This is a genomic window from Candidatus Schekmanbacteria bacterium (assembly GCA_016219965.1).
GTDB lineage: Bacteria > Schekmanbacteria > GWA2-38-11 > GWA2-38-11 > J061 > JACRJM01.
This window is the reverse complement of sequence record JACRJM010000015.1, coordinates 496,717-520,821: the sequence shown is the minus strand read 5'-3', so window position 1 is coordinate 520,821 and position 24,105 is coordinate 496,717. Positions and strand designations below refer to the sequence as shown.

At 42.1% G+C, this 24,105-nt stretch carries 24 protein-coding genes and 1 tRNA gene; 2 read left to right on the top strand and 23 right to left on the bottom strand.

What is annotated here, in order from left to right; all coding sequences use genetic code 11:
* Positions 1 to 2 precede the first annotated feature (2 nt).
* From HZA77_15625 to HZA77_15525, 21 genes are all read right to left on the bottom strand, one after another.
* On the bottom strand, positions 3 to 956 hold the full coding sequence (locus tag HZA77_15625; GenBank protein MBI5376863.1) for a bifunctional oligoribonuclease/PAP phosphatase NrnA: 954 nt from the start codon (positions 954 to 956) through the stop codon (positions 3 to 5).
* Positions 946 to 1,302, bottom strand: coding sequence for a 30S ribosome-binding factor RbfA (rbfA, locus tag HZA77_15620; protein MBI5376862.1), 357 nt, complete (start codon positions 1,300 to 1,302; stop codon positions 946 to 948). The genes HZA77_15625 and rbfA overlap by 11 nt, the downstream gene beginning before the upstream one ends.
* Positions 1,303 to 1,371: 69 nt before the next feature.
* Complete coding sequence (locus HZA77_15615) at positions 1,372 to 1,653, bottom strand: DUF503 domain-containing protein (GenBank protein MBI5376861.1); 282 nt, start codon at positions 1,651 to 1,653, stop codon at positions 1,372 to 1,374.
* 19 nt (positions 1,654 to 1,672) lie between these two features.
* A complete protein-coding gene (infB, locus tag HZA77_15610; GenBank protein MBI5376860.1) occupies positions 1,673 to 3,910 on the bottom strand; it encodes a translation initiation factor IF-2 in 2,238 nt (745 codons plus the stop codon).
* Entirely contained in the window at positions 3,910 to 5,172 is a 1,263-nt protein-coding gene (gene nusA / locus HZA77_15605) for a transcription termination/antitermination protein NusA (GenBank protein MBI5376859.1), read from the bottom strand. The genes infB and nusA overlap by 1 nt, the downstream gene beginning before the upstream one ends.
* A 2-nt stretch (positions 5,173 to 5,174) precedes the next feature.
* Positions 5,175 to 5,645, bottom strand: coding sequence for a ribosome maturation factor RimP (locus HZA77_15600; GenBank protein MBI5376858.1), 471 nt, complete (start codon positions 5,643 to 5,645; stop codon positions 5,175 to 5,177).
* Positions 5,646 to 5,912: 267 nt separating this feature from the next.
* The gene (recJ, locus tag HZA77_15595; protein ID MBI5376857.1) at positions 5,913 to 7,625 is read right to left on the bottom strand and encodes a single-stranded-DNA-specific exonuclease RecJ; all 1,713 of its coding nucleotides are present in this window, start codon (positions 7,623 to 7,625) and stop codon (positions 5,913 to 5,915) included.
* Positions 7,622 to 8,164: a DUF4416 family protein gene (locus HZA77_15590; GenBank protein MBI5376856.1), complete on the bottom strand. Its 543-nt coding sequence runs from the start codon at positions 8,162 to 8,164 to the stop codon at positions 7,622 to 7,624. The genes recJ and HZA77_15590 overlap by 4 nt, the downstream gene beginning before the upstream one ends.
* A 111-nt stretch (positions 8,165 to 8,275) precedes the next feature.
* A complete protein-coding gene (locus tag HZA77_15585; protein MBI5376855.1) occupies positions 8,276 to 8,980 on the bottom strand; it encodes a lysophospholipid acyltransferase family protein in 705 nt (234 codons plus the stop codon).
* A gap of 100 nt (positions 8,981 to 9,080) precedes the next feature.
* A complete protein-coding gene (gene lpxB, locus HZA77_15580) occupies positions 9,081 to 10,217 on the bottom strand; it encodes a lipid-A-disaccharide synthase (protein ID MBI5376854.1) in 1,137 nt (378 codons plus the stop codon).
* A gap of 35 nt (positions 10,218 to 10,252) precedes the next feature.
* Positions 10,253 to 11,209: a Gfo/Idh/MocA family oxidoreductase gene (locus HZA77_15575; protein ID MBI5376853.1), complete on the bottom strand. Its 957-nt coding sequence runs from the start codon at positions 11,207 to 11,209 to the stop codon at positions 10,253 to 10,255.
* Entirely contained in the window at positions 11,203 to 11,997 is a 795-nt protein-coding gene (gene lpxA, locus HZA77_15570) for an acyl-ACP--UDP-N-acetylglucosamine O-acyltransferase (GenBank protein ID MBI5376852.1), read from the bottom strand. Before lpxA ends, HZA77_15575 begins: the two co-directional genes overlap by 7 nt.
* A gap of 1 nt (position 11,998) precedes the next feature.
* Positions 11,999 to 12,460, bottom strand: a complete 462-nt coding sequence (fabZ, locus tag HZA77_15565; GenBank protein MBI5376851.1) for a 3-hydroxyacyl-ACP dehydratase FabZ — start codon at positions 12,458 to 12,460, stop codon at positions 11,999 to 12,001.
* A 28-nt stretch (positions 12,461 to 12,488) separates the two neighbouring features.
* Positions 12,489 to 13,523, bottom strand: a complete 1,035-nt coding sequence (gene lpxD / locus HZA77_15560) for a UDP-3-O-(3-hydroxymyristoyl)glucosamine N-acyltransferase (protein ID MBI5376850.1) — start codon at positions 13,521 to 13,523, stop codon at positions 12,489 to 12,491.
* A gap of 15 nt (positions 13,524 to 13,538) precedes the next feature.
* Positions 13,539 to 14,111 (bottom strand): OmpH family outer membrane protein, encoded by a 573-nt coding sequence (locus HZA77_15555; protein ID MBI5376849.1) that lies wholly within the window; start codon positions 14,109 to 14,111, stop codon positions 13,539 to 13,541.
* A 32-nt stretch (positions 14,112 to 14,143) separates the two neighbouring features.
* A complete protein-coding gene (gene bamA, locus HZA77_15550; protein MBI5376848.1) occupies positions 14,144 to 16,561 on the bottom strand; it encodes an outer membrane protein assembly factor BamA in 2,418 nt (805 codons plus the stop codon).
* A 182-nt stretch (positions 16,562 to 16,743) separates the two neighbouring features.
* On the bottom strand, positions 16,744 to 17,460 hold the full coding sequence (locus tag HZA77_15545; GenBank protein MBI5376847.1) for an MOSC domain-containing protein: 717 nt from the start codon (positions 17,458 to 17,460) through the stop codon (positions 16,744 to 16,746).
* Positions 17,461 to 17,486: 26 nt separating this feature from the next.
* Positions 17,487 to 18,314: an arsenite methyltransferase gene (gene arsM, locus HZA77_15540; GenBank protein ID MBI5376846.1), complete on the bottom strand. Its 828-nt coding sequence runs from the start codon at positions 18,312 to 18,314 to the stop codon at positions 17,487 to 17,489.
* A gap of 28 nt (positions 18,315 to 18,342) precedes the next feature.
* The gene (locus tag HZA77_15535; protein ID MBI5376845.1) at positions 18,343 to 18,573 is read right to left on the bottom strand and encodes an AbrB/MazE/SpoVT family DNA-binding domain-containing protein; all 231 of its coding nucleotides are present in this window, start codon (positions 18,571 to 18,573) and stop codon (positions 18,343 to 18,345) included.
* Positions 18,574 to 18,791: 218 nt separating this feature from the next.
* Positions 18,792 to 19,574, bottom strand: a complete 783-nt coding sequence (locus tag HZA77_15530; GenBank protein MBI5376844.1) for a type III pantothenate kinase — start codon at positions 19,572 to 19,574, stop codon at positions 18,792 to 18,794.
* Positions 19,575 to 19,584: 10 nt separating this feature from the next.
* Positions 19,585 to 20,589, bottom strand: coding sequence for an NDP-sugar synthase (locus tag HZA77_15525; protein ID MBI5376843.1), 1,005 nt, complete (start codon positions 20,587 to 20,589; stop codon positions 19,585 to 19,587).
* Positions 20,590 to 20,674: 85 nt separating this feature from the next.
* Between HZA77_15525 and HZA77_15520 the strand changes: the two genes are divergently transcribed.
* Positions 20,675 to 20,748 (top strand) — tRNA-Met (locus HZA77_15520).
* A 177-nt stretch (positions 20,749 to 20,925) separates the two neighbouring features.
* Entirely contained in the window at positions 20,926 to 21,315 is a 390-nt protein-coding gene (locus tag HZA77_15515; protein MBI5376842.1) for a signal peptidase I, read from the top strand.
* A gap of 175 nt (positions 21,316 to 21,490) precedes the next feature.
* On the opposite strand, the gene HZA77_15510 is transcribed toward HZA77_15515, so the two are convergent.
* Positions 21,491 to 22,792, bottom strand: a complete 1,302-nt coding sequence (locus tag HZA77_15510) for an NAD(P)/FAD-dependent oxidoreductase (GenBank protein MBI5376841.1) — start codon at positions 22,790 to 22,792, stop codon at positions 21,491 to 21,493.
* A 24-nt stretch (positions 22,793 to 22,816) separates the two neighbouring features.
* Positions 22,817 to 23,785: an NAD(P)H-binding protein gene (locus tag HZA77_15505; GenBank protein MBI5376840.1), complete on the bottom strand. Its 969-nt coding sequence runs from the start codon at positions 23,783 to 23,785 to the stop codon at positions 22,817 to 22,819.
* Positions 23,786 to 24,105 lie beyond the last annotated feature (320 nt).

The window sequence follows — 24,105 nt, the reverse complement described above, 5'->3', positions numbered from 1 at the left end:
GGTCATGCAAATTCCTTTAATACCATGTCTATTGTCTTATCAAGGCGCTTTTTTATCATGCATCCGGAGGCGCTTACATGTCCTCCTCCGCCAAAAGATGAAGCAACTTTTGCAACATCAATTCCATCTTTTGAACGGAAGCTGATTTTTGTGCAGTTCCTGTCAATTTCCCTGAAAAAAATTCCTACCGATACGCCTGCAATCTCGCTTAACTGATTTACAAATCCCTCGGTATCATTCTGCTGTGTAGCAGTTTTAATAAAATCGTCTTTTTTCAGATATGTCCAGCAAACCTTGCCGTCATCACTTCTGTTGAGTCTTGAAAGAGCAAGTCCCAAAAGCCGCTGGGAATTGTATGACTTGGTTTCATAAAGCTGTCTTGATATTTCCCTTGCCTCGACTCCTGCGGCAACTAGCTCAGCGCAAATCTTAAATACTTCAGGAGTCACGTTCGAATACCTGAGCCCTCCGGTATCATAAAAAATTCCCGTGTAAATGCATGTAGCAATATCATGGTCAATTGGAACCCCGAGCTTTTTTATCAGATAGTATACAAGTTCAGATGTAGAAGAGGCAGAGTGGACAATGATGTTGTTGTCATTTAAATTGGTGTTCGACTTATGATGGTCTACAAAAAGAAGGCCGTTTGAATAATTCTTCTCTTTTATAATGTAACCGCATCTTTCAAAACTCTCACAGTCAAGCAACACAGCTATATTAAACCGGCTGTTAATCCTTTTCCCGGTTTTTATCCTTTCAGAATCAGGCAGGAACCTCAGGTTCTCCGGTGTCTCTGACATGTTGAAGATTGTCACTTCTTTCCCGATCCTTCTAAGCGCTATGCCAAGCGCAAGCTCCGAACCAAGGGCATCGGCATCAGGGTTCCTGTGGGTGCTGAATATGAATGTACTGTTCTTTTTAATGAGAGCTGCAGCTGCAGAAATGTTATCCTTCACTGTCTTCATCTTTCAGGTTTTTTAAAATTTTATCAATCCTGTCGCCATATTCAAGGGACATATCATATATGAACTCAAGCATAGGAATCCTCTTGAGGCTTAGCTTCTTCTTAAGGCTTGATCTAATGAATGGAGCCGCACTTTGCAGCCCTTTGACAATTTTCTCACGGTTGGATTCCTCTGTGATCGCGCTAAAATATATTTTTGCCAGAGAAAGATCAGCGCTTACATCTACTGAAGTGATAGTCACGAAACCTATCCTGGGATCCTTTACCTCTCTCAGGATAATGGTTGAGATTTCTTCCCGGAATAGAACGTTTAATCTGCCTGTTCTTCTTGAGCTCATTTTTAGTGAAACCCAGCCCTTTCTACCGCTTGAGATGGAATAATTTGAATGCCGTGTTAAAATAAATATTTAAAAAAACTCAATCGAGCTGTCTGATATGAGGGCTGATCCAGATAATTCAATAAGGTTTATGATCTGCTGAAGCATGCTCTCTATAAGCTGTTTATCACTGCTCACTGCGGCAAATCCAAGTTCGCATCTCTGCCATAAATCCTGGCCTCCAACCTCTGCTACCGAAACATTGAATTTATTCCTTACTCTGTCCTTGATACTTTTTACAACCTGTCTCTTATCTTTTAATGAGCGGCTGCCTGGTATTACTAAAACAATCTTTAAGACACCGACTGTCATTTATAATCTAATTGTAATTTTAAAGTTTTCTCTCAACCTTTTCTTCTATGAATGCTTCTATTATATCTGATGCCTTTATATCATTGAAATTCTCAATCCCTGTTCCGCATTCATAACCAGCAAGAACCTCTCTAACATCATCTTTAAATCTCTTAAGTGAGGCCAATTTACCCTTATAGACTATCACATTGTCTCTTACAAGTCGGACGCTGGCAGTTCTTGTTAGCTTTCCTTCAAGGACATAACAACCTGCTACTGCGCCGACTTTGGTTATATTGAATACCTCACGGATCTCAGCCCTTCCAATCTGTTTTTCGCGTATTGTAGGCTCAAGCAGCCCTTCCATTGCAGCCTTTATATCATTAATCACGTCGTAAATTATGGTATAGAAGCGCATATCAACGCGTTCACGTTCTGCAAGAGCAGTGGCTTTAGGTTCAGGTCTTACATTAAATCCTATTATTATTGAATTTGCCGCTGAAGCGAGAATAACATCGCTTTCAGTAACCCCTCCGGTAGCTGTATGGATTATCTTTACTTTTACATCGCTTGTAGCGAGTTTCGTTATTGAATCTTCAAGAGCCTGAGCAGAACCCTGCACATCTGTTTTTAAGATTATATTAAGTTCCTTTACTATTCCTCTTTTTATCTGCTCTGAAAGTTCTTCAAGAGAAATCTTCTTGGGACCTGCCATTGATTCATCTCTGCGTTTCTGCATCCTTATCAGGGCAGTCTGTTTGGCTTTTCTTTCATCTTCCACGACAACAAAGGAATCCCCTGCTTCCGGTACTCCTGAAAAACCCAGTACCATAACAGGCATTGATGGTGTCGCCGCAATCACCTTTTTCCCCTGATCACTGAAAAGCGCCCTCACCTTCCCGCTATGCACTCCTGCGACAAAAGCATCTCCAACCTTCAGAGTCCCGCTCTGGATCAGTACGGTAGCCAGAGGTCCCTTGTTCTTGTCAAGCTTTGCTTCAACGACTGCCCCCAAAGCTTTCTTGTCAGGATTTGCTTTTAATTCGAGCAGTTCTGCCTGAAGGAGTATAAGCTCAAGAAGATCATTTATCCCTGTTTTCCTTTTTGCAGAAATGTCAACGTAAACCGTATTGCCGCCCCATTCTTCCGGTATCAGAGCATGGTCTGCAAGAGCCTGACGGACTCTCTGGGGATCAGCATTTGGTTTGTCTATCTTGTTCACAGCAACTATTATAGGAACCTTTGCAACCTTTGCATGGTCAATAGCCTCTATTGTCTGAGGCATAGCTCCATCATCCGCCGCAACGACGAGAACAACTATATCTGTAACACTTGCACCGCGCGCGCGCATTGCAGTGAAAGCATGATGGCCCGGAGTATCAAGGAAAACCACTGTCCCCTTGTCAAGCTCTACATGGTAAGCGCCTATATGCTGCGTTATCCCGCCTGCTTCCTTGGCGATTATATTTGTTTCCCTGATAGCATCAAGAAGTGAAGTCTTCCCGTGATCTACATGCCCCATTATTGTTACTACAGGAGGTCTTTTTTTCAGCTTAGCAGGATCTTCAGCTTCTATCGTTTCAACAGATACTTCTAGTTCTGCAAGCTTTACTTTGAGGTTGAACAGATCAGCCAGTTTTTTTACAATTTCAAAATCAACGAGCTGGTTTATGGTAGCCATAACCCCGAGGCTTATCAGCTTTTTAATTATCTCATTTGGTTCTTTAGAAAACTTTACTGCGAGCTCTTTAACCGTTATTCCCTCTGTAATCTCTATTTCCGTCTCTGACGGAGCTTCAACATGCTTTATTGCCGGTTCGGGGACAACAGCAACTTCACGTTCCTTTTCAACCTTTGCAGTCTTGACCGGTTCCGGTGCTTTAGCAGGTTTTGGCTCTATAGATTCTTTTTCCAGCAAAGTCTCAGGTTTCTTTGCAGTTTTCTCAGGCTTTGCCTGGGCTTTAGCAGGTTTCACTCCCTCTTTTTCAGATTTTGCTTCAGCCTTTTTGGGTTCAGCTTTTTTCGCAGTTTCTTTTTTTGGAGATGGCGCCTTTTCAGTCTTTTGAGTTTTAGGAAGTTTTGCAGTTTTTGAGGAAACCTTTGCACCATCAGCCTCTGCACCACCAAACATGGCAAGCACAAGCTGGCTCGTCTCCTCGTCGAGGAGATTCATATGGCTTTTAACCGTTATTCCTTCTTTGTTCAGCTTGTTAACAAGGTCAGTGCTCGACATGCCAAGCTTTTTAGCCAGGACATGCACTCTTTCTCCATTTGACATCAAGACTCCCCGTTTTTAAGCATACGCATAGCTGACTCAATCAGATGTGTTGCTTTTTCAATTCCAATGTTATGTATAAGGGCAAGCTCAGCCGCATCGGCATCGCTTACAGCCCGAACATTCTTATAACCCTTTTCAACAAGAGCTTCAACAAGTTCTGTATTTATCCCGGGTATTGACGACAACTGTTCCACAGCCATATGTTTCGATATTGATGCATCCTTCCCGCTTTCAGCCTCAGTCCTTGAAAAGATATCTATATGATATCCGGTAAGCATAGATGCAAGCTTGACGTTTTGTCCCTTTTTCCCTATGGCAAGATAGAGCTGATCATCTTCGACTATTACAGTCGCTTTTTTCGAAGGCTTGTCAACCTTCACAGATATTATCTGGGCAGGCATGATGGCATTCTTGACAAATTCCTTTGGCTCCGCAGACCATCGTACAATATCAACTCTCTCACCGCTAAGTTCTCTTACCACTGCCTGAACACGGCTTCCTCTAACTCCCACGCATGCACCGACCGGATCAACATCTTTTTCCAAGCTTCTTACAGCGATCTTTCCACGCCAGCCTGGGTCTCTTGATGCACCTTCGATTATTACTATATCATCCTCTATTTCAGGTACCTGGCTCTTAAAAAGTTTTATAAGCAGTTCAGAACTAGTCCTTGAGAGAATTATCTGCAAGCCTTTAGGAGACTTGTTAACTTCTGCAACATATGCAGTTATCCTGTCGCCTTTACGGAATTTCTCTTTGGGTATCTGGTCGCGATAAAAAATAATTCCGTCAGCTTTGATAAGGTCAACTATTAAATTCCCCTTTTCAATCCTGTCAACTGTTCCTGTTATGATGTCCCCTTTTAATTTAAGGAACTCACTGTAAGCCTGGTCACGCTCAACATCTTTAAGCTTCTGGCTTATCACCTGTTTTACTGTCTGGACGCCTATTCTTCCCAGATCTATCGTCTCGAGCTTGATTTCAATGGTATCTCCCTCATTGCATTCAGGGGATATAGAATGTGCATCATCAAGCAAAATCTCTGTTTCCTTATCAGTGACTTCTGCGACGACTTTTTTAAGGGCAAAAAGCTCGAAATGCTCATCCTTTGAATTGAACCTTACTTTGATAATGGTGTTTTCAGGGTATTTTTTCCTTGCCACATATTCTACCGCTGATTCAATGGCAGAGAACATAGCCTCCCTTTCAACTCCCTTTTCCCTCGCTATCTGGTCAATTATCTGAAATATCTGGCTTCTCATATTTAGAACCTTACCTCAAACACAGCCTTAACAAGACTGCTGTATTGGATTTCTTCCAATTCCTTAGAGCCTCTTTTCTCAATTACAAAAGAGTTTTCTGAAGCACTCATAATCTTGCCAGAAAATGTTTTTGTTTTTCCATCCGCATTTTTAGCAGTAACAGTCACATTCTTCCCCAGTGCTTTTAAAAAATCTTTCTCACTCTTTAGAGGCCTGTCAAGACCAGGCGATGAAACCTCAAGCACATAATCTTTGATCTCCTCTCCATCTATCTCAAATCCTTCAACATCAAGGAGAGTCGAAAACTGCCGGCTTACGTTCTCACAGTCTTTGATTGCCACGCCGCCCATTTTATCTATGAACACCTTTATCACAGGGCGTCTTTCAGCCCCGCCTACTTTAATCTCAACTAATTCCAGATTCTCGCTGTTTAAAACAGGCAAAAGAATTTCTTCCAGCTTTTTAGCCAGCATTATTTACAACGCCTCTTCTATATAGCTAAAAAAGAAAAGAGCGGGTATTGCCCACTCTTATCATTTGTAAACTTCATACTTCACCAGGCTTTTTGCTTCGGTCAATATTTTCAGCCCGGTAGCAGCTGAATCATTAAATATAACTTCTTGTTAAAGTCAAAAAATAACTGTTTTTCTCTATATTATGGAGCTCCCAGCAGTTTTTTTAATTAATGTCTTTTTTTAATACTATAGAGCATCCTTAATTGCAAGCGCAATTATTACTTTTTACAAAGCTTTAATATCCTTTATTTTAAGCTGTATTCTTTTCTCTCCGTCCCATTCATTGAATTGAGGAGTATATATTATTGAAAGAGGAAGATTCCTGTCGAGAAGGCTTTTCTTGTTCGCCATTTTAAAGGCAATAGCCTGTATCTCGGTATTCCCCTGGTTGAAAACCGCTTTAAGGTGGTCTGTTCCTACGATACGGGGAGAATTGCCTGAATAAACCGGCGAAGAGCAGAAAACAGGCTGCGGATTCCCATAGCCGAATGGTTCGAGCATGTCTATTTCATTGACAATGTCCGGTCCCAACTGTGAGAGCTCAACATTGATGTCCACATATTCTTTTTTGATAAAATCATCTTCCTTCAAGACTGAAGCGCAGTATTTGTTTATCTCATCTGTAAAGTCTTCAACCAATGAAGGCTCCATCCTGAATCCGGCCGCATGTCTGTGCCCGCCGAATGAAAGCATCATCTCGCTGCAGTTTTTGACTGCTGAGTAAATATCAAAACTGATAGAAGACCTTGCAGAACCCCGTCCCCCTTCACCTATGATGAAAACAGGTTTTCTTAATTCCTCGGAAAGCTTTGATGCAACAACCCCAATCACTCCGGGATGCCATTGAGCATTATAAAAAACGTAACCCGGCATGTCTTTAGAAACTGCCCTTCTTTCGATCATATTTTTTGCTTCAGCAACTATACTTTTTTCAATCTCCTGCCTCTTGTCATTATCCTCACAAAGCATCGCCACATATCTGTCCAGAGATTTTTTATCATTTGAGACGAAAAGCTCGACGACTTCTGAAATTCCGTCAGGTTCGTTCTCTGAATATTTGTGAACCCTTCCCTCTGCGTTTATTACAGGCGCCAGGACAAATGAAATATGCCAGGGCATTATCTTTTTATGAAGAAGCTCCCTTCTTTCAAGAAGCGCATTAAGACCCGGGTTTGATGTCCTGTTGAGAATCTGGAGTCCTTTTTTTACTATCGCACGGTTCTCCCCGCAGAGAGGTGCAATATCTGCAACAGTACCCATTGCGGCAAGGCCAAGCAGCTCTTCCATCAACTCAGGGAAATGGTCTCCTGCGAGAATCTCCGAACAGAACTTATAGACTATTCCTGAAGCTGAAAGGTCCTTGAATGGATAAGTACAGTCAGGGCGCTTGGGATTTACTATCGCAAAAGCATCAGGCATCTGCTCCGAAGGAAGGTGGTGGTCAAGGACTATGACTTCGATCCCACATTCTCCGGCAAGACTTATTTCTTCTAAATTGCTTGTCCCGCAGTCAGCAGTGATAAGAAGCGTATATCCCTCACTTGCGGCAGTTTTCACGACATCGCAATTAAGCCCGTAACCTTCCTTCAGCCTTCTGGGTATATAATAATTGCACTTGCAGCCAATCGCCCTCAACGTCTTGATTAACATAACGACCGAGCTTGTGCCGTCAACATCATAATCACCGAAGATGAGAATTTTTTCACCGTTCCTGCACGCCTCTATTGTGCGTTTTACTGCTTTTTTCATATCGCACATCAGAGTAGGCGCAAAGAAAGAACTCTCGTCTTCATTCATAAACTTCATAGCCTTGTCAAAATCATCACAACCGCGATTGATAAGCAATTGGGCAGTTATTAGAGAAATACCAAACTTCCTGCTTATTTCCCCGGCAAGCTCATGATTCTCTTCGGCGAAAATCCATTCAATGTCTTTCATTCCGGTTTACCCCCGGACTTCATCTCACTCATGTATTTCTCTCTCACTTTAATAAAAAAACCTGAGACTTCACTGCTCCGGTAATCAGGATAAGTCCAATCAAGGAATCTAACACCTTTCCTGCTGAACATGAACGTAATTTCCGCATATATCCCTTCACCGATATAAATCCTGTGGCTAAAATCTTTTGTAGAAGCCAGAATCAGCTTGGATGGCAGAATAAATCCAGGATCAATATTGATACTCCTTTTGCCATTTTCTGCAAGATATTTTTCTTCAATAGAGTTTGTAAAACGCTTTATTTCAGCGAGCTTCACCTGCTCCACAGTACCTCCGAACACCACCATTTCCTTATACAGATTCCCGCCGAATTCCGGAGTGTAATAATCAGTGTAGGTAAATGGATACTTTTCCCCGCGTGTCTCAACTTTTCCGAAAGTCTTTTCAAGGTCGCTAATTACAGATGCATAATCAGCACTTTCAGCATACATAATGGCGCAGAAAAGTTTCGCCCGCTCAGGCTGCTTGATTTCCCCCAACTAATAACCCCTCAAGAAAGTTTTCTTTCTGAGTACCTTATCAGAAAATAGGGAAAGGGCAAGTGGGAGTGGCGGGATTCATATGAATCGATTTTTAGCTTATATGACGATTCAATTTTTTATACGTGATATTGGCAGTGGGGTGTGGCCTGTTTCCCGGTCAACTTCGTCGGAAAGGTTGTTAAGGGAGTTTTGAATTTCAGCTCTCTTGATTTCAATCTCTTTTTCATCTGCTTCCCTGTTCACATAAACCGGCGGGCTGAATTTTATTGATATCCTGCTAAAGGGTTTTGGGACTATAAATCTGTCCCAGCTATTAAAGATCCAGAAGCTTGATGCACTTCCTGAAACAGGAACTATGGGTCTTCCTGAATATTTTGCAAGATAGAGAATGCCGTCTTTAACTTCCCGCGGCGGGCCTTTTGGTCCGTCAGGTGTGATACCAAGCTGAGTTCCTTCGTTCGTTTCATCAAGAAGTTCCTTGAATGCCTCGTAACTGCGCTTTGATGTAGAGCCTCTAACAGGGTCATAGCCAAGACCTTTGAGAACTGTCGTTATATATTCTCCGTCACGGCTTAAGCTTACCATAGGGCGTCCCCCTGTATCCCTGAACAAAGCCATGCTGAAAAATATCCTCTGATGCCAGAATGCGCAAAGATATGATTCCCTGCGGGACATCATCTCTTTTACATATTCCATTCCTTCCACTTCCATCCTGCATGACCAGCAGATAAACCTTACAGCACCCACCCCAAGAGTACGGAGAAGGAAAAGGAGAATACTATCTTTTAAACTGATTTTTTTCTGTATACTCATTTGGATAAAACTGTTTGGCTTGGCAGATCCAGCGGCAGGCACCTGCTTTTCAGTGCCAGAGCTGGACTACCAAGCCAATTATAATGTACAAACATCTCTTTCATATATATTCAGAAATCACAGCGGCAACCCTTGCCGACGCGACTCTTTCGCCAAGCATGCTTCTTATCTTCGAAAGGTCATTTCGCATTTCAGAAAGTTTATCAGGAGATTTGAGCGCCTCGACAACAAAGGAAGCTATGTTGACAGGATTTACCTCCTCCTGCTCTAACTCAGGAATTATTTCCTTTCCTGCAACTATATTAACCAGCCCCCAGTTATGAATTTTTAAAAATCTCCTGCCTATAAATTCAGTTAATTTTGAAAGACGGTAAATTATTATAAAAGGAGTTCCTATAATCGCAGCCTCTAAGGTCGCAGTGCCTGAACATATAACTGCAAAATCGCTGTTTCGAAGAACCTCTCTTGCTCTTCCATCTGTAAGCTTTATATCAATACTCCGCGGAAGCAATGCCTCGATGCTCTTTATATCAAGCCCCTGCGCCACAGGCAGGACAAAAGATACATCTGGAATCTGTGCGGAAATTATTTCCGCCGCCTTCAGCATGTCAGCAAGAAGAAAATGTATCTCTTTTTTGCGGCTACCCGGCATAAGTGCAACAACAGGGCCGTCTGATTTTTTCCATGGAATGATGTTCTCTGATTTTTTTAAATCTTCGTCTATGATCTCAAGGAGCGGATGCCCGACGAAACTCGCATTCACTCCGGAATTGCGGTAAAGTTCTTCTTCGAAGGGGAGAATAACCAGCATCCTGTCTACGCGTTCTTTTATTTTTTTTATCCGTCCGCTTCTCCATGCCCAGACCTGCGGGCTGATATAATAGACGACAGGTATATTCTTGCTCTTTAAGATTGAAGCAAGATAAAGATTAAAACCGGGATAATCCACAAGAAGGGCGGCACTGATATTATTTTCTTCAATTACTCTTAGAATGTTTTTCCGGATGCGCCGCAGCAATGCTCCTTTGGAAAAAGCCTCAAACAAGCCTATTACCGACATATCCCTCACGTTATACATGAGGTCAAGTCCTGCTTCCTTCATCAGGTCGCCGCCTGTTCCTATGATGTTGATTTCAGGGTGCAGGGCCTTAAGTTCGCGTATTACACCGGCACCATACATGTCAGCGGAGGGATCTCCAACAATCATGAGCACAGATTTTTTTTTGGAGACAGACATGCTCGGCACTTTGCTATATAGGGAAAAAACCGGATTTATCTGAGTGCATCTATTATCTTTAGAGCAAGCTCAAGAGATCTCAGTTCGTCATCCTCGGAAACAAGACGCTTTTCCCTGTCGGTTATACAGTCTATAAGATGCTTTATCTGAAGCTTCAACGGGTTGTCTTTATAAACAAATATACGCTCTATAAAGGATTCCTGTTTGTATCTTATTTCCTGCCTGCTTACAAGATAGCCTGATTCAGCCCGTCTGTGAATGTGTATATCCTGATCTGTATAATCGAGGAATATATATGCGTCTTTCTGTGTTATGGCAAGTGTCCTCATCTTGTTTTCAGATACACGGCTTGAAATGGCAGATGCTATGCAACCGTTGTCAAATTGAAGCTGGACGCAGGCAACGTCAGTTTTCCCGGAACATATGGCTTTCCCGTAAGCGCTGAAACTGGAAGGCATGTCACCGATGATATTAAGGATTATATCAATATCATGGATCATGAGATCCATAATAACATTGTCATTCTTAACGCGGGAGATAAACGGGCCGATTCTGCGGCTTTCAATAAGATAGGGATCTTTCACTATCTTTTTAAGCTCCTGCACAGCACCGTTAAAACGTTCAACATGACCAACCTGAAGAATCAGATTTTTTCTGCCGGCAATATCAAGAAGCTCTTTTGCCTGATCAAGAGTCGTTGTAAACGGTTTTTCAAGGAGTACATGAACCCCTGCCTCAAGGCAGTCCCTGGCGACCTGATAATGTGCCGCTGTAGGCACTGCGATGCTTACAACATCGATATTTTTCAGAAGCTCCCGGTAATCCGTGTGGCCTGCAATACCGTACTTCTCCGCAAGTTCCGACACTTTCTTCTGGTCGGAATCTGCGATCCCAACGAGTTCCACGTTGGTAAGCTGTTCAGCATAAACATTAACATGGTAATGCCCCATGTGCCCTGTACCTATTACACCTGCCCTTAGCTTGTTCAAAATACGTCTCCTTCTTCTTTTTCTTTTTTACATACACCGCGTTTGGAACTCTTTACGAATTCCACAAAGTGTTTCACTTCTTCCGTCTGTTCAACTTCGGTTTCTATCTTTGATAATGCTTCCTCATTGGTAAGGCCGCTCTGGAAAAAGATACGGTAAACATTTTTGAGTTCCTTTATCCCTGCTGTTGATACACCGCTCCTCTTCAGCCCCACGAGATTGAGACCGTAAGGCACTGTGGTTATTCCCCACACAATAGTGAAAGGCGCTATATCCTTTGAAATGCCGGAAAATCCCCTTACAAGTGCAAGCTTACCGATGCGGCAAAACTGATGTATTCCTACAAAACCTGATATTATAGCCCTGTCCTCTACTGTGACATGTCCTGAGAGCCCTGCATAATTTGTTATTACAACATTGTTCCCAATCGAACAGTCATGGGCTATGTGGGAATATGCCATGAGCATAGAGCCGCTGCCCACCCTTGTAGTTCCGCCTTCCTTGGATGACCTGTGGACTGTCACATATTCCCTTATTATTGTGCCATCACCTATAACGACGAACGACTTCTCTCCCTTGTATTTGAAATCCTGAGGCGGACCGCCGACTTTCGCGCCAGAGCCTATCTGGCAGTCTTTGCCTAAAGTTGTCCACCCTTCAATCAATACATTTGACGACAGGACTGTCCCGTCTCCGATAACTGCATCCTTTCCTACTATAGAAAAGGGACCAATAGTTACATTGTTTCCTATTACTGCACCTTCTTCGATTATAGCTGTTTTATGGATCATTTTACTTGTTTTTTCCCTTTAGTTCGGCGACTGTCTCATCTGAGGCGAATGCGTGAAGTACCCCCTCGGTTACTATTTCATCATCGACAAAAGCCTTGGCATCAACCTTCCAGAGAGGGCCTTTCCTTTTTGTGACTATGACTTCCATTTTCATAACATCACCGGGACGTACCTTTTTTCTGAACTTCACATTTTCAATACTCCTGAAATACACAAGTTTCTGAAGCTCTCCAGTGCTTTCAAGGAGGAGTATACATCCAAGCTGTGCAAGCGCCTCTACTATCATAACTCCGGGCATCACCGGATACTCTCCGAAATGCCCCATGAAATAGGGCTCATTCGCAGTGACGTTCTTGATACCCACAATCCTTTTTTCCTTCTCGAACTCAAGCACCTTGTCAACCATCAGAAACGGGTATCTATGCGGCAAAAGCTGAAGGATTCTGTCTATTCCGAAAAGCATATCATTCTCCACCATTAAAACTTTTAAGTTATTTTGAATCTAACTTCTTCTCCAGATGTTTTATCCTCTTCTCCAGACTCCTGATTGTTTTAAACGCATCAGAAAGTTTTGGGAGACAAGCCTGCGTCCTCCTCCACTTGCTGTGTTCATAGGCCGGAGCGCCGCTTATCAGAGAATTTGCAGGCACATTGCGTCCTACGCCTGATTTTGCACCGACGATAACATTGTCTCCAATCCTTATGTGGTCTGCAATTCCTACTTGTCCAGCAAGGACAACATTGTTCCCTATCTTGCAGCTTCCGGAGATACCGACCTGCGAAACAAGAATGCAGTTCTCGCCTATATCAACATTGTGGGCAATCTGGACATGGTTATCTATCTTGGTCCCTTTTCTTATGATAGTCGTACCGAGAGTTGCCCTGTCTATACAAACGTTTGCCCCTACCTCAACATCATCTTCTATAACTACATTTCCAACCTGCGGTATTTTTAAATGTTTTCCTTTTTCCTGAACAAACCCGAAGCCATCGCCTCCGATGGAACAGTTGGAATGTATTATTACTCTCTGCCCTATTGACGTTTCTTCCCGTATTGCATTATTCGCGTAAATAATTGTATCGTTACCTATGACCGAGCCCCTTCCGACAAAAACTCCGGGATATATTGTAACCCTGTCCCCCACTTTCACATCATTGTCAATCACGGCGTAAGCAAATATTGATATGTCTTTCCCCAGCGTCACGTTGTTCCCGATGTTTGCCTTATCATCAACACCGTGCGGCTCTCTTTTTCTGACAAGAAAAAGTTCGACAGTCCTTGCAAAACCAAGATATGGATTTTTCACAACCAGCTTGGCAGCATTACATCCGGGAATATCTTCAGGTGCGATAATTGCGGACGCATTGGTAGTTTTCGCTGCATCAATATATTTCGGGCTTGCAATGAAAGTAATGTCACCCTCCTTTGCATTTTCTATACCGGACACCCCTTTTATCTGGGTATCAGGATTTCCTATTATCTTTCCGCCTAAAAAATCAGCAAGCTCCCTGAGGGTTTTCACAATCAAGACCTCCAATTTTTATTTTGCAGGTGCAGAGTTGCCTGTTCCTGCAGAAGCCGAACCGGCCGAAGTTGATGTTGATGAATTCACACTGTCATAAAGCTCAATAACACGCGGTGTCAAATCTACCACATCTGACGAATAAATGGCATTTTGTTTCTCAAGTATAATGTTGTAACCGTCTCTTTTTCCAACCTGCTTTACAAGATCTATAATATCAGCAAGAATCTTATCAGTATAGGATTTATTTTTTCTTTCAAACTCATCCTTGATATCAACCTGCAGCCTCTTCCAGTTCTTCAGCTTTTTGTTGAACTCATCTTCCTTTTCAGCCTTTACTTTGTCGCTCCAGAAGGCTGCGCGTTTTACCATTTCATCCTGTAATGACTGAAGCTCTTTTTCTTTTTCATCCATATCTTTCTTCTTAAGGTCAAATTCACTTTCAAGCATTTTTATTGCCTCTTTGCCCTTCTTGGAATCATTAAGCACCTGCTGCAGATCCACTATTCCTATTTTCCCCTCTATTGGGAATGCCATGTAGGGGATAAACATCAAAAAAACTACTGTCAACATTAATGAAACTTTTTTCATTTTTTCCCTCTCCCTTTTGATTAAAAGCCTGATTAAAAGAATGATCCCCCAACCCCGAAATGGAACTGCACTGGAGATTCCCCCTTTTCCTGATCAAGCGCATACCCAAGATCCAAACGAACAGGTCCGATTGGAAGCGCCAGACGGGCGCCTATACCCACACTTTTCTTCATTGTGCTCGGTGGAAATGTTTGTCCGTTTCCCACAGCATCTCCCATATCATAAAAAAGGACCAATTGGAACTGATTTGGTAAAATTGGAACGATATATTCCAGGTTCATTACAATCTCTTTATTCCCGCCTAAATTCCAGTCAGAGTTTGCCTTGTCTTTTGGACCAATAGTCTGTTCTTTGTAACCTCTTAGGTCCTTTGAACCTCCGAGCTTGAATCTCTCATAAATAGGTTCTTCTTTTCCAAAATAACCGTCAACATAACCTAAAAGTCCGCGTATATGCCATGAAGTCCCCCATTTCCAGGGATAATAATAGCTTGCATCAAGCTCCATCCTGTAAAACCCTACGTCACCTCCAAGAGGCCCTCCAACAGGCTCATAGGATAACTCTATGTTTGAACCAGCAGTCGGGAAAATGGGGTTGTTATAGGTGGTTCTTGAAACGCTCATATAAATACTGTTTTCGCTTAATGAACCGGAAGATTTCTGAAGCTCTTTGAGATAAATTGAGTTTTTATACTTCCTCCATGTGTCCAAATCATCTCTCAAATCGGCTTTCGATACTTTTCCAGATATGAAATCACTTAAGAATGTTCTTCTGGCACTCTGTATAATATCTTTCCTCGATGTTATCCTTGTCGTATTTGTCATTGATATGGAAGGGAATATATTGGCCCGGAATCTTTCATATAACATCCATCCGAACTTAAGCCTTCCTCCGGTCCTTTTTAATACGTAGTCATTGTTGGAGAAATCTTCAGTCTTTGTATTGTAAAGGTCAATTCCTGCAAGAAGGTTTCTGTCCAGGAAATAAGGGTCTGCAAAGCTCAAATCGAACTCTGTTGTCCTTGTACTGAATTGCCCTGAAAGTGAAGCTTTCCATCCTTTTCCAAAAAGGTTTTCTTCAGATACGCTTACCATTCCTACAATCTGCTCTGCAGAGCTGTAACCGCCGCCAAAAGTCAATGTTCCGGTAGGCTTTTCTTCCACATCAAGTTGAACATCAAGCAGGTTCCTTTGGCTCCCTCTTTTAGTCTTGATTTTCACATCCTCGAAATAACCAAGCTGAAATGCATCTTCCCTACTTTGCCGCAATTTCAGGCTGTCTGCCTGATCCCCTTCTCTTATGCTTAGTTCCCGTCTTACTACATTGTCACGGGTTTTTGTATTCCCCTTGATATCTATTTTTCCTATGTAGAACTTCTCTCCCTTTTCTATCGATACATTAAGATTAACTATAGGGAGATCTTTGTGATAATTCCTTACTGGTACGATGTCAGAAAAGAGGTATCCTTTCTGGGAATAAAAATCGCTGAGGTCTGCAATTCCTTTTTCAAGCTTTCCTCTGCTGAAAACAGAGCCTTTCCTGAACCCCAGCACATTGGCTACATCCTCATCTGAAAGAAGTGTGTTCCCTTCAATCTCCAGTTTTCCTACCGTAAACTGCCTTCCTTCATTAATCTGGACTGTTATATACATAAAAGCTCGGTCTGCAGACATCTCTATATCCGGCTCACTTATATCAACTTCTATGAAACCATTATCCTGATAAAACGAGTCGATTCGCTGCATATCTGTCTTGAATTCTGTATCATTGAAATCCCCGGCTTCCGTAGCCCAGCCAAATAGCCAGTCTTCTCTGGTTTTTAAAATCTTTTTTAACTCATCATCAGAAAAAGATTTATTTCCCTGAAAATAGAGCTTCTTAAGAACAACCTTGTTCCCTTCTTTAATCCTAAAGACCACTTCTACAGAATTCCTTGGAAGCGGTCTGAGTCTGTAATCAATTTCCGCAAGATAATAACCTTCGCCCTGGTATTTGACTCTTATTTTTTTTATGGTGTTCTCAATCTCGCTTCTGTTAAGGATGCTATCAGCAATGATAGTTGATTCTTCCTTCAGCTTATCATTGTCCAGCACTTTGTTTCCTTCAAATGAAACGCCCCTCACAGTCGGTTTTTCCTCGACTACAAAGGTTATTTTTACACCTTCCGCCGTATAGTCAGCCTCAACCTTAACATCAGTGAAAAAGCCGAGAGAAAATATACTTTTAACGTCATTGCTTATGAATGAAGAGACCATGTAGTCGTCTACCTTGCTTTTTACTTTTGCCAAAATCGTGGAATCTTCTATCCTCTGGTTTCCTGAGACATTAATGCTTATTATCCTCTCGTTTAGTTCTCCTCTGGACAAACCCTGAAAAGTAATAAAAAATATAAGCGCTATAAATATAGCCTGCCTCACCAGGCTGTTACTTTTTAATAGTCCTATTCCCATAATAATATGCAGTTAATTTCAATGAAAAGATTAAGAAACATTAAACAAAAAGAGTATTGCCAATAGAAAAGGTTGCCAAGTATTCATCTTTTCTAAAAAAAATTAGTTGTTGACTGTAACACCGGATATTTTTTTTTCAATAAAAAAGAGGGGGATAAGATAAATGTCAGGTTAAACAGTAATTACCGCGGCCCGGATATTCTGTCCTTAGTGTCCTTCCCTTTTCCGTCAAATGCAATGGCAGTCAGAGATTCTTTCCAGCTAATTGAAAGCGCCGGACATGATGCCAGTCTTGCTGCATCCTCCATAGGGTTTTCTGTACACTTAAGCATTATGCGGCTGGCAAGGTTTGTAGTCCATTCAGGATATGGACGCTCGGCAAGGGTTACAGGCAGGTTGCTTTCAATGAAACCTTCAGTAAGAACTCTGAGATACCAACCTGTGCGTCCTGTATCCTGCACACGGGCAACTAGATCGCTTACATTCAGGAACTTTGCAAGTTTCCAGCATGGCTGGCGGGGCTGTGAAACCTGTACCCGTATTTCTCCTATTAAATAAATATCACCTATACAAACCGAATCTTCATCCTGTCCTTCGATTGTGAAATTTTCACCGAATGCCCCATAAGCAAGCTGAGGAAGATTAAGTTCTTTTCTCCACACAGGGTAATGCCCTGCGGAGTATGCAAGTATAGCCTTGTCAGCGCCTCCATGATTCTTACGGTCTGCCTGTCCATCTCCCTCTATACCTTCCTTGCCTGCCCATAGTTTATCATCAACAGGCTCTTTGATAAATCCGCTTGTCCATATATTCTGGGGACGGTCCGCCGGATCATCTGAACCTTCAGCTCCATACGTCCTGACGCTTCCTATTTGCAGTGAGATTAAACGAATGCTAATGTCCTGTCCTCCAAAAATTATACCTTTTACGGTTTACTTCCCGTCACAGTAATACTTAATACTGAGCCGGCAATTTCTTTTATTTTTTCCACCGGAATATTAAACTGTTTCATAAACTCTCCTGACCCACGGAATTCGTGAGTTCCTTCCGGCGGAAAAGATTTTTCGTTCATTATGCTGACTGCCGTAAAACCCGCATTGCTTATTGCTTCAATATATTCCTCTTTTTTTAAGGCTCCTGCAATACATCCCACATATGCTGAAATCTTTTCAAGGATTTCCTGAGGCAGTTTTTTTACATATACAACATCCGAAACAACTATCCTTCCACCCGGTTTTAACACCCTGAAAGCTTCGTCGAATACCCTTTTTTTGTCGGGAGCTAGGTTTATGACGCAATTTGAGATTACTACATCCACATAGTCGTTTGCAACCGGAAGATTTTCAATTTCCCCAAGCCTGAATTCGACATTTTTATAGTTTCCATCCGCGGCATTCTTTCTAGCTTTGTCAAGCATGTCCGGAGTCATGTCAACCCCTATTACCTTCCCCTTTTCACCAACTGCTTTTGCTGAAATGAAACAGTCAAGTCCTGCACCTGAGCCGAGGTCAAGAACAGTTTCTCCTTCTTTTAAAAGTGCAATAGCGATTGGGTTCCCGCATCCAAGACCGAGATTGGCATCTCCTGGCACTGTTTTAAGTTCTTCATCATTGTAGCCAATCATTTTGCTTATGTTCTTTCTAAGATCAGAAGCATCACCGCATGATTTTGAAGGACCGCAGCATGAGCCTCCACCTCTGGCAATCTTCCCATAACCTTCCCTTACAGCCTTTTTTATTTCTTCTTTTTCCATAGTATATCCCTCATATAAGAATTATCCCTTATTCCATTATGTCTTTAAGCATCGGTCCAAGAGCGCCTTTTACCATTTCCGCAAAATGATCTGCCTTTACCAGGGCAATGCACATTACATCCCCTCCGGTCTCACAGCTTATTAACGCAATCTTTTCTCCTTCCTTGATCCCTGCTCTTTTTCGAAGTTCCTTTGGCAGCACTATCTGTCCCCTTGAATCAACCGGGACAACCGCGTCCACCTTACAGCACCCTTTCATGGCGGATACCATTCCGGAACCACAGCATGCCTTGCTCTCTTTTTTTCCTTTTTTTCTTTTCTGCATGACAACCTCCATTTTGTATATTCTGATTATTCTGATTATTCAGAATATACCGTTTATTCATTTTGTCAAGTCTTCTTAAGTCAATGACAAAAAAATCCCCTGATTGCATTTTGCGCAACAGGGGAGGACGGGATGTAAGCTATGGGTTGTTCTTATGTTTTCTTTTTCTTCTTGTTCAATTCATAGACTATCTTAAGGCCTTCGATGGTGAGCATCTGGTTTATTTCTTTTATTTTTTTGCTTTCTCCTGCAACGAGCATAGCAAGTCCGCCTGTTGCAACAACAAAACATTTTTTCCCGACCTCCTTTTCCATCCTTGTTATCAATCCGTCAACAAGAGCAGCGTATCCGTACAATATTCCCGATTGCATACTGTTAACCGTGTTTTTGCCAATGACAGTCGGCGGTTTTATCAGCTCAATCTTTGGGAGTTTTGCCGCTTTCTGGAAAAGGGCGTCCATTGATATTTTTATCCCGGGGACTATTATTCCTCCGCAATATTCTCCTTTAGACGTGATGTAGCAGAATGTTGTCGCAGTTCCGAAGTCAACGACAATAGTCGGACCTCCATACCGTTTATAAGCAGCGGCGGCATTCACTATCCTGTCGGCTCCTACTTCCGCTGGATTCTCATAGAGATTTTTGAGACCTGTATTTACCTTGTTGTCAACAACTACCGGCTTAGCTTTGAAATATTTCTCAGCCATCTCTTTCAAAGGCGCAATCGTTGCAGGAACAACGCTTGAAATAATCACATCTTTTATCTCTTCAAGAAAGACACTTTTCTCGAACTCAAATAGGTTTTTGAATGTGACAAAGAAATCATCAGCAGTCCATGTGCTGACAGTGGCAATTCTCCAGTCAGTGATAAAATTATCACCGTCAAATACGCCAATCACAGTGTTGGTATTCCCTACGTCTATGGCAAGAAGCATAAAATTTTCCTTATATTTTCGAAACAGTTTCCCCGCCGCTCTCAGGGTCAAAGTATTTTACACAATTATGAAGTACTTCTCCCGCAGCTACCTTTACATTCTTTTCAATTATTGAATTTTCGACAACAGCACCTTCATTAACTTCAACATTATCGAGAAGTATACTGCCGGTTATTTTACTGTTCTTCCCTATAAAACAATTTTTTCCTATAACAGAATATATCACATTCGCAGAGCTATCAATCTGTTCATTATGGGGTGAAAGGCAGTTATTGCCGGAAAAGCCTTTCTCCTGAAAATCTCTCCTGCCTTCCTTCAGTATTCCGGTCTGGACCCCGACATATCTTTCAAGTGTACCTATATCATACCATGGCCCCCGATGTTCATAAGCCATGACAGTTTCCCCCTTCCTGATCATCTTCGGATATATGGAGGCATTTATCTCTGAGGGCATCCCGTCTGGTATATAGGACAAAATCTCAGGTTCAAAGATATGCACACCAATAAAATTCATCTGCTTTGCGGAACAACCCGGAGAAACCATCCCCAGAATATCAATGATACGGTTAGCCTCATCAATACTTACCTTCCCGAAGGGGTCATTGTTCTCAGGTTTTGCCAACAACATTGTAGCTATTGCACCGGATTTCCTGTGAAAATCAAGCATTCTATCTATGTCGAATTCAAGCAGGGTATCGCTGTTAATCATAATAAACGTTTCATTAAGAAAATGACTTTCAGCTTTTTTAAGTCCCCCTGCTGTTCCGAGGAGTTTTTCCTCCACGGAAAACACCACATTATGCATCCTGCTCTCTTCATTTCTTACAGCGTCTTCTATAGAAGATGGAAGGTGATAAAGATTCACAACTGCTTCATCTATTCCATTTCTGAAAAGAAAATCCAGCGCACGCACTATCATAGGCTTGTTGAAAACCGGCACAGCCGGCTTTGCCCTTGTCAATGTAAGAGGCTTAAGCCTTTCACCGCGCCCAGCCGCCAAAACCATAGCTTTCATATTACTTTCCTCATCACCAATATCAGATATATCAAAACTTCCCTTGACAAATCATCAAATGGCGCTTATAAACTCGTCCACTCGATGCGGGGTGGAGCAGTCAGGTAGCTCGTCGGGCTCATAACCCGAAGGCCGCAAGTTCAAATCTTGCCCCCGCTATTCAATCTCAAGGGGACGGATATTTTCTGTCCCCTTTTTTTATTTTTCTTTCTAACATTTTTCAAAGAAGAAGTGGAAGCAGTTCTTTTGGGCGAATTATTTTTTTACTGGATATTGGATTATTTATAACGATATCACTACGCTTTTAAATTAAGTCATTGCATCTGGAGTATAGTTATGGATGGCGTATCAAAAGGAAATGTAAAAAGTGCGGCTGAGAGAAATGGCTGGGTTCTTGGGCACTTTGTAAATGATCCCTGTCTGAATTCTAATTTAGTAGAGGTCAAATGGGGAATTCATCAGAAAGAAGCCAATTACAATATAAATGATAATATATTTGAAGGCAATTACAGCGCGCATTCAATGTCTATTCTGATTCAAGGGTCTTTTCATATCGAGTTTCGCCACGGAGAGAGCATCGAACGAATAATGCTCGAAAAACCCGGGGATTATGTAGTATGGTTTCCTGAAATAGAGCACAGAGGTACGGCTCAGACAGATAATACTATTGTATTGACCATCCGCTGGCCATCTCTTGCAGGAGACCATTTCGAAACATCAAAATAGTTATTCGGCCTGCTCGGGGAGCAGACCCTACAAAGTATTTTAACAGACCCTACAGTTTTCACTGATCCTACATTATTTTCTGTAGGGCACGTTCCCCGAACGTGCCATCGTATTTGCTATAAATACCTGCCGGGCAAGCTTCAATGCATAAACAGACATTTGGTTTGTTTGAAAATCAGGTACCGGGTCGTCCACCCTTGGATATCACCTTTTCAGCAATTTGGGGAAGATCACTTTTAAACCGCGCCATATTATCAGTGAGCACATCGCCCGGCATCCCGCAGAGGTTATTATCCTGAAGCCACTTGTAGAGGATATCTGTCTCGCTGTCGTTTAAAACCCTTGCCGGCGGAAGAATCTGCTTTCCAAAACTGCGGTACTGTGCGCTATGAAAACTAAAGGCATGCTGCCAGTAATCATTGTATTCACTGGCGCCATCTCCTCCCTGAAGTCCGGTCTTGCTTGCTTTGGCTGCCATGTGACCGCATCCCAATGCTCCTTTGATAGCAGTTTCAGCATAGGCAGAATTGTCACCGCAGCAGATGATATTCCCTTTTGCAGGCTCCCATATCGCAGGCCGCAGCGGCATATTACAACCAAGCTTCTCAATTATCTTTGACTTGGAAAACCAGGATGCAAATGGAGAATTCTTCATTAACCGGTCAAATACATCTGAGAGTTTAACTTTGCTTACAAGAGGAGTTGATGAACTAATCTGAACAGTATTGTGAGCCCAGCGCCCGATGCTTATCTGTCCCTTATGCAGAGATGGGAGCAAGAGTTTTAAATGCCGGGACTCCGGGAAGTTGCTGTCCATCCTGTCAAGGATATAGGCGAGAAATTTGAGATTAGGCGGACCTTCCGGACGCTCTTTGTTAAATCCAAGTTTTTCAACCAATGGTGAAAAAGCACCATCTGCAATTATCAGGCGCCCTCCCCTTATTGTTTCTTCATTTTTGCCGGCACGTACCCTGACGCTTACACCCTGACTTGTGTCCTCTACGTCAACGCACCTAGTTTCACTCCTCACTGTGCAGCCGTCTTTAATACACTCATCAAGGAGTCCTCCAATCAAAACCCTCTTGTCTATCTGGAATCCGTAAATGAGTTCGCTTGATTCTTCGCTGTTAAATGAGAATCCACCCGGCGATACCCATGTCTCATTATGGTAAAAGCCTACGGTTCCGTTGTAGTTAATCCTTACTTCATCATCAACATTCATTAAACGGATCAAATGCCTGCTGTAATCTACTTCTAATGTAAGATTGACCTTCTTTATCTCAATATCAGCAGGGGCCTTGGCAGAGCTGAAGCCGCCGGGTCCTATGCGTATCAACTGACTGCAGTAACGCTTAACGTCGCTTATTTCTTTGCGCTGTTCGAGAAGCAGGACTTTCAACCCCTCTCTCGCAGCAGTCCGTGCAGCCATTAAACCGCCGGGTCCTGCTCCGATTACAATAAGATCATAGTTAATCATATTTTTTTCTCCATATGGTCAGTTTTACTTTTTCTGAAAATACTCTTTCAGGACCGGATCATCAGGATTGTTAAGATAATCCTCAAGCCTTGTCAGTTTTAAATATGGATATACACCTTTCAGAGTTTCCATCTCTGTCTTAGAGAGAACACTGTCAGTTACAGCCCTGAAAAGCATGAGATCGCTGTTAAAATATGTTTTCTTATATTCTTCAGGTGTGAGGGAAATGGGAGTAATTTCCTTTTTGATTATCTTCGAAAAAACTTTTGCAAGCTCAATCCTGTCAAAAATCTCAGAACCGCCTGCTGCAATTATCTTGTTGCGGGCCTGTTCATTCCCGATCGATGCTATGACCATCTCAGCTATATTCTGTTCATCAATCGGCTGAGCCAGCGTTGTTCCCTTGTCAACGACATCATACTTCGCAGATATGGCATATTGAAACATCTCCCTATAATCCTGAAAATATCCTGTGGGTCTCAATATTGTATAGGAAATGCCGGACTTGATAAGAGCTTGCTCTGCCCTGTATTTTGCAACAGCACCATGATGAAATGGCGGCAGTTTGTCCCCAAGTCTTACAGCAAGAACGCTGATATAAATAATATGTTTAACTCCGGTTTTGAGAGCGGCCTGTACTATGTTTTTCATCCCGTTTTCTTCAATATCATAAGGAGTAAGAGGCTTCTCTCCCTTGGGTGTAACGCGCGGTACACCGACAGCACAGACAACCGTGTCATTCCCTGCAACTGCATTGTAAACTGCATCAGAATTTGTAATATCGCCGCTCTCATCACTTAGAACTTTTACCTGCTCAGGGAGGTTTTGAATCCGCGGTATCTTTTTATCAAAAGCAGTGATAGATGCCGCCTTTCCGCTCTCAATAAGCAGTGCAAGTCCCTTGTGTCCTACATTTCCAGATGATCCGATAAGCGCTATCTTTTTTCCTGCTGTTTGCTCTGCAATTTTTTGTTTCAATTCATTATTAGCCATTAAACATTCCCCCAATTAATAAATTTCCCGGACATATTATTCCTGTTATTCCTGCCCATAATTTTATTTTGCTTCTAACATTTTTTAAAGAAAAAGTGGTAGTAAGTTTTTTAAATTATCGCTTATTGATATCCTATCCATTGTTAAAGCCAAATTGTGCAGGATGATTGTAGTCAAACAAACAAATGTCGGATTTCTGAACATATTTTTTTTAAAGATATCAGATAGTTATAAGAACACCTAAAAAGTGTAAGGTAATCTGAACAGTTTTATTAATAATCTATTTTGCGCACAATATTACATGATAGAGATTAAATTAA